This window comes from Sinomonas cellulolyticus (assembly GCF_014656475.1).
GTDB classification, from domain to species: domain Bacteria; phylum Actinomycetota; class Actinomycetes; order Actinomycetales; family Micrococcaceae; genus Sinomonas; species Sinomonas cellulolyticus.
This window is the reverse complement of the sequence record NZ_BNCM01000002.1, coordinates 118326-134192: the sequence shown is the minus strand read 5'-3', so window position 1 is coordinate 134192 and position 15867 is coordinate 118326. Positions and strand designations below refer to the sequence as shown.

The window sequence follows — 15867 nt, the reverse complement described above, 5'->3', positions numbered from 1 at the left end:
CCCGCGGCCCGGGAGAGGAGTGGCCATGGGCGACCGGAGCGCCCTTCGGAAGCTTGCCAGGACCATGGCCCGGTGGCTCGGACCCCACGCATCCATGTGGATCCTCCTTGCCGTGGGGGCTGCGCTCGTCCTGGCGTTCTCGTGGGCGGGCGGGGAGGTGTACGAGTCGGTGGTCCAGCACGACGCGCTCGCCTCGCTCGACCAGCCCGTGCTCAACTGGGCGGTCGCGGCGCGCACTCCAGCCCTGAACAGCGCGGTGACCGCCTTCACGAATGTGGGCGGCGGCGTGATCGCCCCGATCGTGGCGGCTGCGGCAACCGCTCTGCTCACGTTGTGGATGCGCCACTGGCGCCCGCTCGTCCTCATCCCGGCCGCGGCCCTCGGATCCCTCCTCGCGACCGTCTTCGGCAAGCAGGTCACGGGCCGGGCGCGGCCGCCCCTGACCCTCGCCGTCCCGCCGTATGAGCACACCCCCTCGTTCCCCAGCGGGCACACCCTCAACGCGACCGTGATCGCCGGGATCGTCGCCTATCTCGTCTGCCTCAAGCTGAGGCAGACGTGGGCGCGCGTGGCCGTGATCGCTGCTGCAGCCCTCTACGCGGTCGCCATCGGGCTCTCGCGCGTGTTCCTCGGCCACCACTGGCTCACCGACGTGGTGGCGGCATGGTTCCTGGGCCTCGCCTGGCTCACGTTCGTGATCGTCGCCCACCGCGTCTTCCACCTCGTCCGGCTCGCCCGTGTGGCCAATGCCGCCGCCGGTGCGCACGACGCCGCCGCCGGGCCGCCGTCGTCGTCCTCCTCCCGCGGGGACGCCGCTGCAGGGTGAGGCTGGTAGGTTCTCTGCCATGCGAACTCTCGTTGTGGACCATCCGCTCGTGGCGCACAAGCTCACGGTGCTGCGGGACAAGAACACCCCCAGCCCCGTCTTCAGGCAGCTCACCGAGGAGCTCGTGACGCTGCTGGCGTACGAGGCCACCCGCGAGGTGCGCACCGAGTCGGTCACGATCGAGACGCCCGTCGCGACGACCGTGGGCACCGCCTTCACGAAGCCGACCCCGCTCGTCGTGCCGATCCTGCGCGCAGGCCTGGGCATGCTCGAGGGAATGGTGAAACTCGTCCCCACCGCCGAGGTGGGATTCCTCGGCATGGCCCGCGACGAGGAGACGCTGGACATCGTCACCTATGCCGAGCGGCTCCCCGAAGACCTCACCGGCCGGCAGGTCTTCGTCCTCGATCCGATGCTCGCCACCGGCGGCACGCTGACCGAGGCCATCACGTTCCTCTTCCGACGAGGGGCAAGCGACGTCACCTGCATCTGCCTTCTCGCAGCGCCCGAGGGCCTCAAGCGGCTCGAAGACGGGCTCGGCGACGCGAATGTCACGGTGGTCCTCGCTTCGATCGACGAGCGCCTCAACGAGAAGGCCTACATCGTCCCGGGCCTCGGCGACGCGGGAGACCGGCTGTACGGTCTGGCCAAGTAGCGGGTCCGAGGCGGCCCGGTTCCCGAGGCAGCGCGGTTGCCGGACCTCTGCTCACGGCAGGGGCAGCTGGCCCCCCGGGAGGATGGATGGGTGGGGCAGCGGCAGGAGATCCGGCGCCGTCGGCGCGGTGGTGGGCACTGCGGTGGGCGCGGACGGGATCGGCAGCGAGGGCAGGGGCACCGCGGGTGCTCCTCCTTCGGACAGCGGTGATGAGGTCCGGGGCGTCGATGACGGGGCAACGGTCGGGCCGGTCGTACTCGCGGGAGATGGGTCCTGCGGGGCATGCTCGGCCGGGGCAAGCCGCGGGCTCACATCAGAGCCGGGCTGCGCCGGGGCCTGGGAAGGTGCTTGGCCTGATTCACTCGTGGCAGGGCGCTCGATCCCCGGCCTGCCGGTGTCCGGGGCAGGGAAGAGTGCGCTCTGGGCCACGGCGGCGGCTGCGGTCGCCGCACCCGCGGCGAGAGCGATCGCCATGGCCGTGGCGACGGGACGCCGCCTGCGCCGGCGCTGCCCCGGGGCGGTCCGCTCGCTGTCGGCACGTTCACTGCGCGCGGCGGCCAGGTCCACGACTGCGGCCCGGTTCCCGACCATGGCCTCCCCACCGCCGTCGGCCCTCAGTCCGCGGATACCGTCCAGCAGGTCAGCCGCGGCCTGGGACGTGGGAAGTGCGACGGTCTCCGGGGCGCCGTGCGCCGAGCCGTGCAGGGCCGTCGGCGGAACGGCGAGGGGAGCGGTCACCGGGGTGTCGTCGACCAGGAGCGCGGCGAGGCGCCGGTTGGGCAGCACGGGTGCCGCTGCGGCGAGGGAACGCAGGTCCTCGAGGACGGGCCTGAGCGGCTCCGCGTCCTCGGATCCCATGCCAGCAAGGAGCTCGTCGATGACGCCCGGCTCGTCACGATCTGGTGCTGATGTCATGGCCTGCTCAGTTCTCTCGTGGGCACGTGGGTTCGGAGTTCCTTCAGCGCGCGGCGCTGGAGCTGCTTGACCGCTCCGGTCGTCCGGCCCATGACTGTCGCGGTCTGTTCGATGGAGAGGTCCGCGACGATGCGCAGCAGGAGGACCTCCCGGTAGTCCTCGGGGAGCCTATCGAGGAGTGCGAGGGCAGCGCTTCCTGCGAGGACGTCATCTTCGGGCGTTGTCGGTGCTCGGCGCGGGTCTCTCTCGGCCTCGTGCGGAACGAGGTACGGGGTCCTCGCGCGACGGCGGTGGTGGTCCACGGCGCGCCCGTGGGCGATGGTGAAGGCGAGGGCCTTGGCCCCCTCAAGCCCCCCGGTGATGCCCGGCCCCTCGGTGATGCCCGGTGTGCCGTCTCCGCCCTGTCCGGAGGGGACCATGCGGGTGTACAGCGACAGGAAGACATCGTGCGTCGCGGCGTCCGGATCATCGACGCCGCGCGCCCGGAGGTACCCCTGCACGGGGCCTGAGAACGCGCGGTACGCCGCCGTGAACAGCGCGGCGGGGCCCCCGTGATCGTCTGAGGCGATCACGGGTCCGGCATTCTCTGCGGTCTGCAACCAGTGGGTCCTGTCCGTCGGCGAACGGCGCTGCAGCGGCCCCGGTCGGGCGCGCCGCGCGCCGTGGTGATGTGCCGGGGCCGCGCACGCGGGGCCCCGGCACGGTGAGCCAGCCTACCCGACGCTACGGGCGGACAGCCTGCGTCGCCTCGGACGGCAGTGCCGGGGCAGCGGTCGGCACGGCAGGAACCGAGGAGGGGACGGCGGGCGCCGAGGGCAGGCTGTTCTGGCCCGGGAGGGCAGGGGCCGCCGGCAGGGTCGGGGCACCGGGAACGGTGGCGTTCAGGGCCGAGTCGCCGCCGGCGGCGCCCTCGTCGGAGGCGGAGACGCCATGGGCCTGACAGAAGGCGGAGACGTTCGCCTCGCCCTGGGCCGCGAGGGCCAGGGTCTTGAAGCCCGCGGACGCCGCGCCAAGGGTGCCCTGGGCGTTGGCGTGGCACAGGCCGAGGATCTCGGTATCCGCGGCACCAGACACGGGACGGCCAGCGTTCGCCGCAGCGCTGCCTGCGGCCGCGCTGGCCTCCCCGGCCGCATGGGATGCCGCCGCCGTCGCCGTCCCGGCGGGCTTCCCCGCCTCGCCCTTGGCCTGCTGGGAGGCTGCGTCCGCGGCGTCCTTGGCGTCCTGCACCGGCTTCGGGGCAGGGGCACCGATGGCCTGGTGGGCCACCTGCTGGGCATCGGTGGGCAGCGAACCGGTGTAGGCGGCGGTTCCGAGGCCGCCGACGGTCAGTGCGCCGAGTGCCGCGGCGCTCACCGCGACCTTGCTCGAGACGAGGGCAGCGAAAACAGACATGGGCAATCTCCTGGAGGATCGGGACCGGGCGACAGGCCGCTCTGCGGCGGCCTACATCCCTTGAACCGATCCCGTTCCCCGAAAGGTCACTCGATCCGCGAAAAAAGTTCCAGAAAGGATTCCACGGCCGGTAGCGGCTGCGGAGAGAGCGGAACGGAGCTGTCCGCAGCCGGTCCGCGGGAGGTTCCGCTCGCCGGTGCGGGCCCCTAGCGTGGGTCTATGGACTGGAAACTGGAACTCGTCTTCATCCCCGTCAGCGACGTGGACCGTTCGATCGACTTCTATGTGAACAAGGTGGGCTTCCACCTCGACTACGACCAGCGCGTCAATGAGAACCTGCGGTTCGTGCAGATCACCCCTCCGGGTTCGGCCTGCTCGATCGCGTTCGGTGAGGGGCTCGCGCCCGTCCCGCCGGGCACCTCGGCGCTCCAGGTCGTCGTGGCGGACATCCAGGAGGCCCACGACGAGCTCGCCTCGCGCGGCGTCGAGGTGAGCGATGTGCAGGTCCTCGACTGGGGGCACTTCGTGACCTTCGAGGATCCGGACGCGAACCGGTGGGCGATCCAGTACCTGCCGAACCGGCCCAACGGATAGCCCGACGCGCAGGCCCCGACGAGAGGCTAGGCCCGGCGGTCGGCGTCCAGGACGGAGGCGAGGTCGTAGCTGACGGGCTCGTCGAGCTGCTCATAGGTGCAGGACTCAGGGCTCCTGTCGTCGCGCCAGCGCACCCACTGGGCGGTATGGCGGAAGCGGTCCCCCTCCATGTGGTCGTAGCGGACCTCGACTACCCGTTCAGGGCGCAGCGGGGTGAAGGAGAGATCCTTGTTGGCGTTCCACCGGGAGTGGGCCGCAGCGGTCGGGGTGCGGGGGATCGACTGGTCGCGGTTGTCCGGCGTGGTGTCCGCTGCTGGCTGCGCCCACGCCCAGGGATGCCCCTCGAACGTGGTCACGAGAGGCTGCAGCTCGGCGAACAGCTCCCGCCGACGGGCCATCGGGAACGCCCCGATGACCCCCACCGAATGGAGCTGGCCCTCGGCGTCGTACAGTCCGAGAAGGAGGGAGCCGATGGCATCGCGCTCATTCTTGTACAGCCGGTAGCCCGCGAGGACGCAGTCGGCCGTGCGCTCGTGCTTGAGCTTGGCCATGATCCGCTTGTCCTCGGCGTACGGCTCCCCGAGGGGCTTGGCGATGACGCCGTCCAGGCCCGCCCCCTCGAATCTGCTGAACCATTCGAGGGCGAGCGCGGGATCCCGCGTCGCCTGCGTGAGGTAGACGGGCGGCTGCGTGCCCTCGAGCGCCTCCTCGAGGGCCGCGCGCCGCTCCCGGAACGGCCGCTCGACGTAGTTCTCCTGTCCGAGCGCGAGCAGGTCGAAGGCGACGAAGCTCGCCGGGGTGGCCGCAGCGAGCTTGGCGATGCGTGAGGCAGCGGGGTGGATCCGCTGCTGCAGCGCGTCGAAGTCGAGCCGGTCCCCGGACTCCGGGTCGACGAGGATGATCTCGCCGTCGACCACCGAGTGATCGGGCAGGTTCGCCACGAAGGCCTCCACGAGCTCGGGGAAGTACCGGGTCATGGGGAGTGCGTTGCGCGAGCCGATCTCAACCCGGTTCCCGGAGCGCCACACGATCGACCGGAAGCCGTCCCACTTGGGCTCGTAGAGGTAGTCGCCCTCGGGCAGCTTCTTGACCGGCTTGGCGAGCATCGGCCCGTAGGGAGGGGCGATGGCGGTGCCCCACTCGGCGTCCCTCTCAGCCTTGGGCGCCATGTACTCCTCGTCGGCCCGGTCAGCCCGCCGCTTGCTGGGGGGGACCCGCGGGGGTTCGCCCGGCATCTTGGGGTAGTCCGGCGGGAAGTTCAGCTCGCCGAGCCCGTTTTCGAGATCCCGCTCCCACAGGGCCAGTGCCCCGTTCAGGCGCGCCGCCGTGGCGTCGATCCCGGCCCAGGGGCATTCTCTCGACGCGAGGAGCTCCGGCACCGTGTGGACCGTGAAGTCCCGCGGATCGGCGGAGTCCAGCTCGTCCCACGCGAGTGGGGTGGAAACCGGCGCGTGGGGCAGCGGGCGCGGGGAGTAGGCGGCCGCAATCGTGCGGTCCCGGTTGGCCTGATTGAAGTCGACGAAGACGCGTTCGCCGCGCTCCTCCTTCCACCAGGATGTGGTCACGAGGTCCGGCAGGCGCCGCTCGAGTTCCCGGGCAATGCCGATGACGCCGTGCCGCACCTCCTGGAACTCATGGTCCGGCTGGATGCGGGCGTAGACGTGCACCCCACGGTTGCCGGAGGTCTTCGCGAAGGCTGTGAGGCCCGCCTCGGCCATGACCTCCCGCAGTGCATGCGCCGCGGTGACGGCATCGCGGAAGCCACGGCCCGGCTGGGGGTCGAGGTCGATGCGCAGCTCGTCCGGATTGTCCAGGTTGGCAGTACGCACCGGCCACGGGTGGAACGTCACGGTGCCCATCTGCGCCGCCCAGGCGAGGGCGGCGGGCTCATCGAACACCAGCTGGTCGTGCCGGCGCCGCGACGGGTAGGTGCACGTCACCGTCCTGAGGTAGGACGGCGCGCCGCGCGGCGGGCGCTTGGAGAAGAACTCCTCGCCCTCGATCCCCTCGGGAAAGCGCTGCAGGGTCATGGGACGGTCGCCGTTGAGTGCCAGGAACGGGCCGGACACCGCGATGAGGTAGGCAGCCAGTCCGCGCTTGGTGATGGCCTCCCGCCCGTCCGCGCTGGGCCACAGCACCCTGTCAGGGCTGGTCAGCTTCACCGTCCGCTCACCGTCGGGGCCGTCCACGTGCAGGATCTCGGAATCCGCCATGGGCCCACCGTAGCCGCCGGCAGTGCCTCCCGTCGTTACCCGAGCTCGTACACGGTGGCCCCGCCGATGGTCTGGGCGGTGTAGTTCGCCTCCACCCAGGCGGCAATCTGTCGCGGCACGTCGGAGCCGGAGCTGCCCTGCATGAGGTTCGCGGCGATGAACCAATGGATTCGGTGCTGGGCTACCAACTCCTGGAACTGCGCGAGCGTGGGGGACGGGTCCGTTCCGTTGAAGCCGCCGACTGCCATGACCGGAAGCTGCGAGGCGAGCTGGTAGCCGGCGGCATTGTTGGATCCGATCACTGCGGCCGCCCAGGTGTAGGCGGACGCATCCGTTCCGAGGGCGGAAACCAGTGCGGCCGACGGCGTGGCCGCACCGAGCAGGCCCCCCGCACCGCCGCGTCCCGGGGCGCCGCCGAAGCCGGCCTGCCCGCCCGGCTGCCCGAAGCCGCCCCCGGCCGGGCCGGAGGTGCCCTGGCCGAGCCGGCTCTGGACGAACTGCCGCTGGCCGCCGATCCCGCGGCCGCCGAAGCCGAACCCGGAGGAGGGCCCCGCCGTCACGATGGCCCCGCTGTGCGCGGTGCTGACGGTCTGCACGGTGAACGCGAGCGGCCCGGCGAGGGCCGCGACGAGGGCGAATGCCGCCGTCGTGCGCTGCGCCCAGGCCCAGCGCGCGGTGAGCCGCTCCCGGAAGGCGAGGGCCAGCACGCCGAGGGCCGCGAGGATTCCCGCCACGGCGAGCACCGGCGGCATCCACGGAAGGAAACCGGCGGCGCGCCCCACGAGGAGGGCGCCCATCAGGCCTGCGGCGAGGACTGCGGCGGCGAGGGCAACGCCCTCGAGACCCGCGCGGCGCCGCTGCCACAGGATCCCGGCGCCGAGTCCGACCACGGCAGCGATGCCGGGGGCGAGGGCCACCGAGTAGTACTCGTGGATGATGCCGGAGGCGAGGCTGAACGTCAGGCCGGTCGCCAGGACCCAGCCGCCCCACGCGATCACGGAAGCACGGACGGCATCGGTGCGCGGGGCGCGGCGCCCCGCCCACAGGACCGCCGCTCCGAGGATCAGCGCGCTCGGCACGAGCCACGCGATCTGGCCGCCGAACGAGTCCGAGAAGAGCCGCAGGAGACCCGGCTGGCCCCAGCCGTTGCCGCCGCCCACGGATCCCACCTCGTTGCCGTCGAGCCGGCCGAAGCCGTTGTACCCGAAGGTGAGCTCGAGGATCGAATTGGTCTGCGAACCGCCGATGAACGGGCGTGCGCTCGCCGGCGTCAGCTCGACCGCGGCAATCCACCAGCCCGCCGCGGCGAGCATCGCGCCCAGCGCCGCGAGCAGGTGCAGGAGCCGGCGCCCCAGCTGGAACGGTGCCGCCCAGAGGTAGGCGAGCGCGAATCCCGGCACCACGAGGAGCACCTGGAGCTGCTTGGTGAGGAAGCCGAGTCCGAGGAGCACACCCGCCCCGACGAGCCAGCGGACCTTCGCGTCCTGGATCGCCCTCACCGTCGCGTACCCCGCGGCGGTCATGAGCAGCACGAGCAGCGCGTCCGGGTTGTTGAAGCGGAACATGAGCGCCGCGACCGGTGTCAGGGCGAGCACGACGGCGGCCAGGAGCCCCGCGCGGTGGGCCGCTGGGCCGCTTCCGGTCGCCGCCAGGACGGCGCGGCGGACCGCGAGGTACAGGATCCACGCCGTCCCCACGCCCATGAGCACCTCGGGCACGAGGATCGACCACGAGTTGAGCCCGAACACCCTGACCGCGAGGTCCACGATCCACAGCGAGGCCGGCGGCTTGTCCACGGTGATCGAGTTCGCCGCGTCCGAGGACCCGAAGAAGAACGCCTCCCAGTTCTGGCTGCCCGCCTGGGCGGCGGCCGCGTAGAAGGCGTTCGCCCAGCCGTTGGCCGCCAGGTTCCACAGGTACAGGGCCGCGACCGCGGCGAGGACGACGGCGAGCTCTGCCCGCCGCCGCGCCGCACCCCATGCGGTCCGGAGGGTCCTGGGCCGTTCCGCGGAGGCCGTACCGCGCGCCGCCGGCCGGTCCCCGGCCGTTGGCAGATCCGCGGCCCCCGGGCGGATCCCGGGAGACTCGAAGCCGAGAGTGCCCGCCATCAGCCCACCAGCTTGTAGACGGTGCTGGAGCCGACCGTCTGCGCCTGGAAGGTGGCCTCGACCCACTGCGCGATCGCCGAGGAGTCGCTCCCGCCGCGGCCTGCGAAGCCGCCGCCCATGCCGCCGCCGGCGATGAAGTACGTGACCTGCCCGTTGGCGACCATGGCCTTGAACTCGTCCAGCGTGGGGTAGGGGTCGCTGCCCATGAAGCCGCCCATCGCAATGACGTTGGTGTTCGAGGCGAGCTCAAGCGACGCGGCTGAGTTGGCGCCGGTCGTGGCCGCCGACCACTTCGTGGTGGTGGCCTGCAGGAGGCTGACCAGCTCGGGCGAGGCCGCCGCGCCCTCGCCCGGGCCTCCCTGCCCGGAGCCGTCGGGCCGGGCGCCTGTACGGTCGCGGAACTGGGCGAACCCCGCTCGGCTGCCGAAGCCGTCTCCGCCGGATGGCCCGGATGTCGGGATCGCTCCGCTGTGCCCCACGGAGGCCGTGGCAATCGTGAACGCGGCCGGGCCGAGGCCCCCCGCGAGCAGCGCGACGACGGCGAGCGCCAGCGCGCCCGCCTGCATGCCCGCTGCCCGGAAGCGGTCGACCCGGAGGACGAGGCCGAGCGCCGCGAGCACGCCGAGCACCACGACCGCCACCTGAAGCCACGGGAGCCACGAGGCGTCGCGGCCCAGGAGCACCGACGTCCAGACACTCGTGCCGAGCACTGCCACGGCGAGGATGATCCGCGGGGCCCAGTAGGCCCGGCCCCGCCACAGCTCGACCGCTCCGATGCCCACGACTCCCGCGATGCCCGGCGCGAGGGCGATCGCGTAGTAGTTGTGCACCGTGCCGGTCATGAACGAGAAGACCGTCGCGGTGAGGACGGTCCAGCCGCCCCACACGATGAGCGAGGCCCGCACCCGGTCCGTCCGCACGGCGCGGCGCGTGAACCACAGCCCGGCGACCAGCAGGAGCAGCGCCGCAGGCAGCAGCCAGGAGATCTCGGCGCCGAAGGTCGGGCCGAACATGCGGGTGATGCCTGCTGCCCCGCCGAAGCCCCCGCCGCCGGGGCCGCCCGGTGCACCGCCGGCGAGCGCGCCGCCCGCGAATCCGCCGGCGGCAGCACCGGCGTCGGCCGCCTGCCCGCGGAAGGCGCCCTGTCCTCCGCCTCCGCGATTGCCGAAGATCCGTGCGAGGCCGTTGTACCCGAACGTGAGCTCGAGGAAGCTGTTGGTCTGCGAGCCGGCCATGTAGGGGCGCACGCTCGTGGGCGTCAGGGTGAAGGCGAGGATGTACGCGCCTGAGACGGCCGCAAGGGAGCCGAGGGCGCCGAGCAGGTGGAGCAGGCGCCGCCGCAGCGGGGTCGGCGCAGCCCACAGGTACGCTAGCCCGAGGGCCGGGACGATGATGAGGCCGGCGAGCATCTTGGTCAGGAACGCCAGTCCCAGCAGCGCGCCGGCGCCCACGAGCCACTTCCAGCCGGCCTTCTCGATGGCCCGGACGGTCATGTAGGCCGCCGCTACGAGGCAGAACGTGAGCATCGCGTCCGGGTTGTTGAACCGGAACATGAGGGCCGCGACCGGTGTGGCGGCGAGCGCGCCCCCGGCGATGAGCCCCGCGGCCGGCCCGCTCACCCGCTTCACGGCCGCGTACAGGAGCGCCACGGACGCCACGCCCATGAGCGCCTCGGGCAGGAGCATCGTGAAGGAGCTGAAGCCGAAGATCCTGCCCAGCAGGCCCGGGATCCAGAATGCGGCAGGCGGCTTGTCCACGGTGATCGCGTTGCCGGCATCGAGCGAGCCGAAGAACCACGCGGTCCAGTCCTTGCTGCCAGCCTGGATGGCCGCGGCATAGAACTCGTTGGCCCATCCGGAGTTGGTCAGGTTCCACAGATACAGGAACCCGGAGGCGACCACGAGGGAGAACGCGGAGGGGCGCACCCAGCGGGGCTGGTCGGTGCCGAAGGCGAAGCGCCGCCATCCGGCTGTCCCCCCGCCCAGGGCAGGCGCACGACGGCGGGAAGCGGCCGCCGTCGTGCGCTCGTCCTGGGCGGGCGCAGCCGCGCTGTCTGGGGTGAGGGAGGTTGTCATGGTCCAAGCTCTTCTGGGGTGTGACGTGGGGAGGTCTGGGTTCCGCGCGGCCGGTCAGGTCCGGGAGGCGGCGACCAGCGGTTCGCGCCGCCTGCGGAACACCCAGTGGCGGAAGAGGAGGAACTTGACGGCGGTCGCGGCGAGGTTGGCCACGACGAGCACCGCGAGCTCGAGCCACCTGGCCGGGTTGGTGAGCGTGTGCATCCAGGCGAGCGCGCCTGCGGTCAGGGCCCAGCCGATCCCGAAGACCATGAGGCCCTCGAGATGGTGCCGGCCCAGCCGCTCCGCACCGAGCACCCCGAAGGTGAAGCGCCGGTTCGCGGCCGTGTTCGCCACGGCCGTGATCAGGAGGGCGGCGAAGTTCGCGGCCTGGGCGTCCATGAACTCGCGCCCGAGCAGGAACAGGGCAGCGTAGGCCAAGGTTGAGGCGACTCCGATCGCGCCGAAGCGGGCGAGCTGGCCGAACAGGCTCTGGCGCCGTCCCGCCTCGGCCGTGCGCTCGCAGGCGGGCAGCGGCCCGCGGGCCAGGGCGGCGCGCAGCTCGGCGAGCGGGATCCGGCCGCGGGCCATGTCCTGGGTGAGGCGGTACATGCCGCGGAGGTCGTCGACGGCGGTGCGCAGGACGTCCACCTTGGAGTCCGGATCGTCGGTCCAGTCCACGGGAACCTCGTGGCAGCGCAGCCCGCAGCGCTCGGCCAGGACGAGCAGCTCCGTGTCGAAGAACCACGCCGTGTCCAGCGTGTGGGGGAGGAGCTCCTGGGCCACGTCCGCGCGGATGGCCTTGAACCCGCACTGGGCGTCGGAGAACCCCGCACCCATGAGGGAGTGCAGGAGGAAGTTGTAGGAGCGCGAGACGAACTCTCGCTTCGGCCCGCGGATCACCCGCGAGCTTCTGGCCAGGCGGGTCCCGATCGCGAGGTCGGAGTGCCCCGACAGCAGAGGCGCGACGAGCGGGCCGAGCGCGGCGAGGTCGGTGGAGAGGTCAACGTCCATGTAGGCGAGCACCGGCGCGTCCGAGGCGAGCCAGACGCGCCGCAGCGCATTGCCACGGCCCTTCTGGTCGAGGTGGACGGCTCGGACCTCCCGCAGCTCGCGGGCGAGCCGCTCGGCCACCCGCAGCGTGGCGTCGGTGGAGGCGTTGTCCGCGACGGTGATGCGGAAGCCGTGCTCGAACGTGCGCCCCAAGTGCGCGTGGAGGCGGCGGACACACTCCTCGAGGTCCTTCTCCTCGTTGTACACGGGGATGGTGACGTCCAGGACGGGGATGCCTGCCGCGTCCAGTGCGGCGGTATCGATGGCGGTCCCGGGCCGGAGCATCGGAAGTCTTGGTCCCGCATTCCCCTCGGAACGCACGACGCCGCCGTCCGCCGGGTCTGTCGGCTCGCCTGCACCGGCGGCTGGGGCATCCGAGGTGCCAGTGAGGGCGGGATCCGTGAGCGTCATGCCTACGACTTTCCCGGACCGGCATGTGACGCCGGTACAGGGATCCTGTGCCCCAACTGTGAGCGCGGCGGCCGGGGCGATTCGGCGTGGCTCGCACGATTCGGCCGTGCCCGAATCGTTCATCGGTCTCGGCGCCCGGGCATAGAGTGGCCGCGTGATGCAGACCTCTGCCACGCAGGTGATGGCCGGATGAGCCGCCGCGCGTGGATCCTGTTTGTGGCCATGAGCCTGATCTGGGGAGTGCCCTATCTGCTGATCAGCCAGGCCGTGGCTGAGGTGAGCCCCGCCGTGGTGGTGTTCGCGCGCACGGCGATCGGCGCCGTCGTGCTTCTGCCGTTCGCCCGGCGCGGGATGCGCACCGTATGGGAGCACCGGTGGGCGGTGCTCGCGTTCGCGCTGCTGGAGATGGTCGGGGCGTGGTTCCTGCTCAGCGATGCCGAGCGGTTCATCACGAGCTCGCTCGCGGGCCTCCTCATCGCATTCGCGCCGGTGCTCGCGCTCGTGGTCGCGCGACTGATCGGCCTCGAGAAGCGGATCGGCCGGTTGCGGATCGTGGGGCTCGTGGTCGCCGTGGCCGGTGTCGCCGCGCTCGGCGGGGGCGGGATGGAGGCCTCTGGCGCATGGCCGGTGGCGGAGATGCTGCTTGTGGCCGTCTGCTACGCGGTGGCGCCGCAGATCGCCGCGACGAAGCTGCGCGAGGTCCCGGCCCTGCCGCTCACGGCGGCCTGCCTGAGCATCAGTGCGGTGCTTGCGGCGCCCTTCGCCGCGGCATCCTGGCCCTCCGCATCGCCGTCCGGACTCGCGACCGGCTCGCTCGTGCTCCTCGGCCTGCTGTGCACCGCCCTCGCGTTCCTGCTGTTCTTCCGCCTGATCTCGGAGGCGGGCCCCGCGCGTGCGACAGCGATCGCCTATGTCAACCCCGTCGTGGCCCTCGCGCTCGGCGTGAGTCTCCACGGCGACCCGCTGACGCCGCTTATCGGGCTCGGGGCGATCCTTGTGCTTGCGGGCGTGTTCATGGCGACCCGACGGAGTGTGCGCGAGGCCGAGCCGGTGGAAGCGGGCCAGTCGGCGTCGATGACCTAGCTGGGCCGGCGCGAGCCGCGCGCCGAGGCTGGGGGAAACCGCCACAGCAGGCCGTGACCGGCACAGCAGGCCGTGACCGGCACAGCAGGCCGTGACCGGCACAGCAGGCCGGCGCCACGGCCTGCCATGCCGGGCAGGGCCTGCCGCCAGCGAGCGGTCAGTGCGCCGCGCCCGCATCCGCCCTAAGCGGCCGGAGCGGGTGTTGGGACCGGCTGCGACACCGGCGTGGCCGGGAGGTACACCGCGAACTCGGTCCGACCCGGACGCGAGGTGAGGTCGATGGAGCCGCCGTGCGCCTTCACGATCGCCTCCACGATCGAGAGCCCGAGCCCGGTGGACCCCTCGCCGCCTGCGGCGCGGGCCTTGTCGGCCCGGGTGAACCGCGAGAAGACCGTGCGCTGCAGGTCGGGGGGGATGCCGGGGCCGTCGTCGGTCACGGTCAGCACCGCATCCCCGCGGGCGGAGCGTCCGGCGGAGGCCGTCACGGTGGTCCCGGGCGGGGTGTGCTTGCGGGCGTTGCTGAGGAGGTTGACGAGCACCTGGTGCAGCTTGGCGCCGTCGGCCGTGATCTCGAGCGGCTCGTCGGGCAGCTCGAGCCGCCAGGTGTGGTCCGGCGCGATGACCTTCTGGTCCGTCACGGTCTCGACGACGAGCTGCGTGAGGTCCACGGGCCCGCGCTTGAGCGGTTGGCCCTCGTCGAGCCGGGCAAGCGTCAGGAGGTCCTCGACCAGCCGGGACATGCGCAGCGACTGCGTCTCCACGCGCCCGAGCGACTCGGCGCCCTGCTCCGTGAGCGGTTCGGTGAGCCGCAGCATATCCGTGTACCCGCGGATCGCGGTGAGCGGCGTGCGCAGCTCGTGGGAGGCGTCCGCGACGAACTGGCGCACCTTCATCTCGGACGCCTGCCGCGCCTCGAGCGCGCCTGAGACGTTGTCGAGCATGCGGTTGAGGGCATTGCCGACTTGGCCCACCTCGGTGCCGGGGTTCGCGGCCGACGCCGGGACTCGCACCGCGAGGGCGACCTCGCCGGCGTCGAGCGGCAGCTGCGCGACCTGACCGGCCACGTGCGAGAGCTGGTCGAGCGGCTTCATGGTGCGCCGGATGATGATGGTGCCCAGCAGCCCCACGAGCATGAGGCCGCCGAGCGAGACGATGACTGTTGTGAGCACGAGGGAGCCGAGGGTCGCCTCGGTGGCGGCCATGGGAAGCCCCGTGACCACCACGTCCCCGTACTCGGTCTGCACGGCAACCAGGCGGTAGGTGCCGGCGCTGAGCTTGCGGTCCACGGGGGTGAGCTCGTCGGCGCCCGGCCTCCCCGGCCCGGACCGCGCGGGCGAGATGGGTACGGAGGCCAGCTGCGCGGCGTCGGACGCCGTGGGGGAGGCGACCCTGCCGTCCGAGGTGATGAGGCTGCTCGTGACGAGGACGCCGTTGCTGATCCGCGCGTTGAGGGTTCCGGCGCCCTGGCCGGGTGCCTCGATCGGGTTCCTGCGAGGAGTGCCGGTAGTGGAGGGGCTGCTGAACTCCGCCGCACGGTAGCTGGCCTGGGCGAGCTGGCTGTCGAGCTGCTGGGTCAGCACGCGCTCCATGCTCGCGTACAGGACGGTGCCGACCACCGTGCAGATGCCCACGAGGAGCAGCGTGGTCACGGCGACCAGCTTGGTGCGCAGGTGCCACGTGTCGGGGTGGAGCCAGCTGTGCCCGGTACGCGGCTCCGCGCCCGAGAGCGTACTCATGGCCATGCTTCCCTCAGGCTTCGGCGGGCTTGATCACGTAGCCCGCTCCGCGGACCGTGTGGATCATCGGAGCCCGGTCCACGTCGATCTTCTTGCGCAGGTAGGAGATGTAGAGCTCCACGATGTTCGCCTGGCCCCCGAAGTCGTACTGCCAGACGCGGTCGAGGATCTGGGACTTGCTGACCACCCGCTTCGGGTTCTCCATGAGGTAGCGCAGGAGCTCGAACTGGGTGGCTGTGAGCTGGATGTCCTCGCCGCCGCGGGTCACCTCCCGCGTGTCAGTGTTCAGCACGAGGTCCCCGACCACGAGCTCGGCATCGTCCTGGGCGGCCACGCCGGAGCGCTGCACGAGCCGGTGGAGGCGGAGCATGACCTCCTCCATGCTGAAGGGCTTGGTGACGTAGTCGTCCCCGCCGGCGGCGAGCCCCGTGATGCGGTCCTCCACGGCGTCCTTGGCCGTGAGGAAGAGCGCGGGCACCTCGGGCAGGAACTGCCGGATGCGGGTGAGGGCCTCCACCCCGTCGAAGCCGGGCATCATGACGTCCAGGACGAGGACGTCGGGGCGGAACTCCCGGGCGGCCTTCACCGCCGAGGGGCCGTCCGCGGCGACCTGGACGCTCCAGCCCGTCATCCGCAGGCCCATGCTCATGAGCTCGGACAGGCTCGGCTCGTCGTCGACCACGAGGGCGCGGATCGGCGTGCCGTCCGGGTGGGTGAGGGCCGGCAGGTTGTTGGTGGAGAAGGGGCTTGCCATGGTTCCAGCCTCCCTGTGAGACGTAGCCCGAGCCTGAGAGCGTGCTGTGAGGGGCCTGTGGACGCTAGGGTAC

General features: G+C 72.0%; 13 protein-coding genes. 4 read left to right on the top strand and 9 right to left on the bottom strand.

All coding sequences use genetic code 11. The features are described 5' to 3' along the window. Positions 1 to 25 precede the first annotated feature (25 nt). Both IE231_RS02770 and upp read left to right on the top strand, forming a co-directional pair. A complete protein-coding gene (locus tag IE231_RS02770; protein WP_189692430.1) occupies positions 26 to 826 on the top strand; it encodes a phosphatase PAP2 family protein in 801 nt (266 codons plus the stop codon). A 19-nt stretch (positions 827 to 845) separates the two neighbouring features. Next, entirely contained in the window at positions 846 to 1481 is a 636-nt protein-coding gene (upp, locus tag IE231_RS02765; protein WP_189692429.1) for a uracil phosphoribosyltransferase, read from the top strand. A 51-nt stretch (positions 1482 to 1532) separates the two neighbouring features. Here upp and IE231_RS02760 read toward each other — a convergent pair whose 3' ends face one another. From IE231_RS02760 to IE231_RS02750, 3 genes are all read right to left on the bottom strand, one after another. Next, the gene (locus IE231_RS02760) at positions 1533 to 2396 is read right to left on the bottom strand and encodes a hypothetical protein (protein WP_189692428.1); all 864 of its coding nucleotides are present in this window, start codon (positions 2394 to 2396) and stop codon (positions 1533 to 1535) included. Next, positions 2393 to 2968 (bottom strand): RNA polymerase sigma factor, encoded by a 576-nt coding sequence (locus IE231_RS02755; protein ID WP_189692427.1) that lies wholly within the window; start codon positions 2966 to 2968, stop codon positions 2393 to 2395. Before IE231_RS02755 ends, IE231_RS02760 begins: the two co-directional genes overlap by 4 nt. A gap of 151 nt (positions 2969 to 3119) precedes the next feature. Next, complete coding sequence (locus tag IE231_RS02750; protein ID WP_189692426.1) at positions 3120 to 3788, bottom strand: protein tyrosine phosphatase; 669 nt, start codon at positions 3786 to 3788, stop codon at positions 3120 to 3122. A 219-nt stretch (positions 3789 to 4007) separates the two neighbouring features. Here IE231_RS02750 and IE231_RS02745 point away from each other — a divergent pair, with 219 nt between their 5' ends. Next, positions 4008 to 4382, top strand: coding sequence for a VOC family protein (locus IE231_RS02745; RefSeq protein ID WP_189692425.1), 375 nt, complete (start codon positions 4008 to 4010; stop codon positions 4380 to 4382). Positions 4383 to 4408: 26 nt separating this feature from the next. Here IE231_RS02745 and IE231_RS02740 read toward each other — a convergent pair whose 3' ends face one another. The 4 genes from IE231_RS02740 to IE231_RS02725 are packed head-to-tail and all read right to left on the bottom strand — an operon-like array spanning position 4409 to position 12221. Further along, positions 4409 to 6595 (bottom strand): ATP-dependent DNA ligase, encoded by a 2187-nt coding sequence (locus IE231_RS02740; protein ID WP_189692424.1) that lies wholly within the window; start codon positions 6593 to 6595, stop codon positions 4409 to 4411. A 35-nt stretch (positions 6596 to 6630) separates the two neighbouring features. After that, on the bottom strand, positions 6631 to 8703 hold the full coding sequence (locus IE231_RS02735) for a glycosyltransferase family 39 protein (RefSeq protein WP_189692423.1): 2073 nt from the start codon (positions 8701 to 8703) through the stop codon (positions 6631 to 6633). Next, positions 8703 to 10778 (bottom strand): ArnT family glycosyltransferase, encoded by a 2076-nt coding sequence (locus IE231_RS02730; protein ID WP_189692422.1) that lies wholly within the window; start codon positions 10776 to 10778, stop codon positions 8703 to 8705. The genes IE231_RS02735 and IE231_RS02730 overlap by 1 nt, the downstream gene beginning before the upstream one ends. A gap of 54 nt (positions 10779 to 10832) precedes the next feature. Next, entirely contained in the window at positions 10833 to 12221 is a 1389-nt protein-coding gene (locus IE231_RS02725) for a bifunctional glycosyltransferase family 2/GtrA family protein (protein WP_189692421.1), read from the bottom strand. Positions 12222 to 12410: 189 nt separating this feature from the next. Between IE231_RS02725 and IE231_RS02720 the strand changes: the two genes are divergently transcribed. Beyond that, the gene (locus tag IE231_RS02720) at positions 12411 to 13304 is read left to right on the top strand and encodes a DMT family transporter (RefSeq protein WP_189692420.1); all 894 of its coding nucleotides are present in this window, start codon (positions 12411 to 12413) and stop codon (positions 13302 to 13304) included. Between the two features lie 182 nt (positions 13305 to 13486). On the opposite strand, the gene IE231_RS02715 is transcribed toward IE231_RS02720, so the two are convergent. Both IE231_RS02715 and IE231_RS02710 read right to left on the bottom strand, forming a co-directional pair. Beyond that, positions 13487 to 15040: a sensor histidine kinase gene (locus IE231_RS02715; RefSeq protein WP_189692419.1), complete on the bottom strand. Its 1554-nt coding sequence runs from the start codon at positions 15038 to 15040 to the stop codon at positions 13487 to 13489. Positions 15041 to 15053: 13 nt separating this feature from the next. Beyond that, positions 15054 to 15794 (bottom strand): response regulator transcription factor, encoded by a 741-nt coding sequence (locus IE231_RS02710; protein ID WP_189692418.1) that lies wholly within the window; start codon positions 15792 to 15794, stop codon positions 15054 to 15056. Positions 15795 to 15867: the final 73 nt, after the last annotated feature.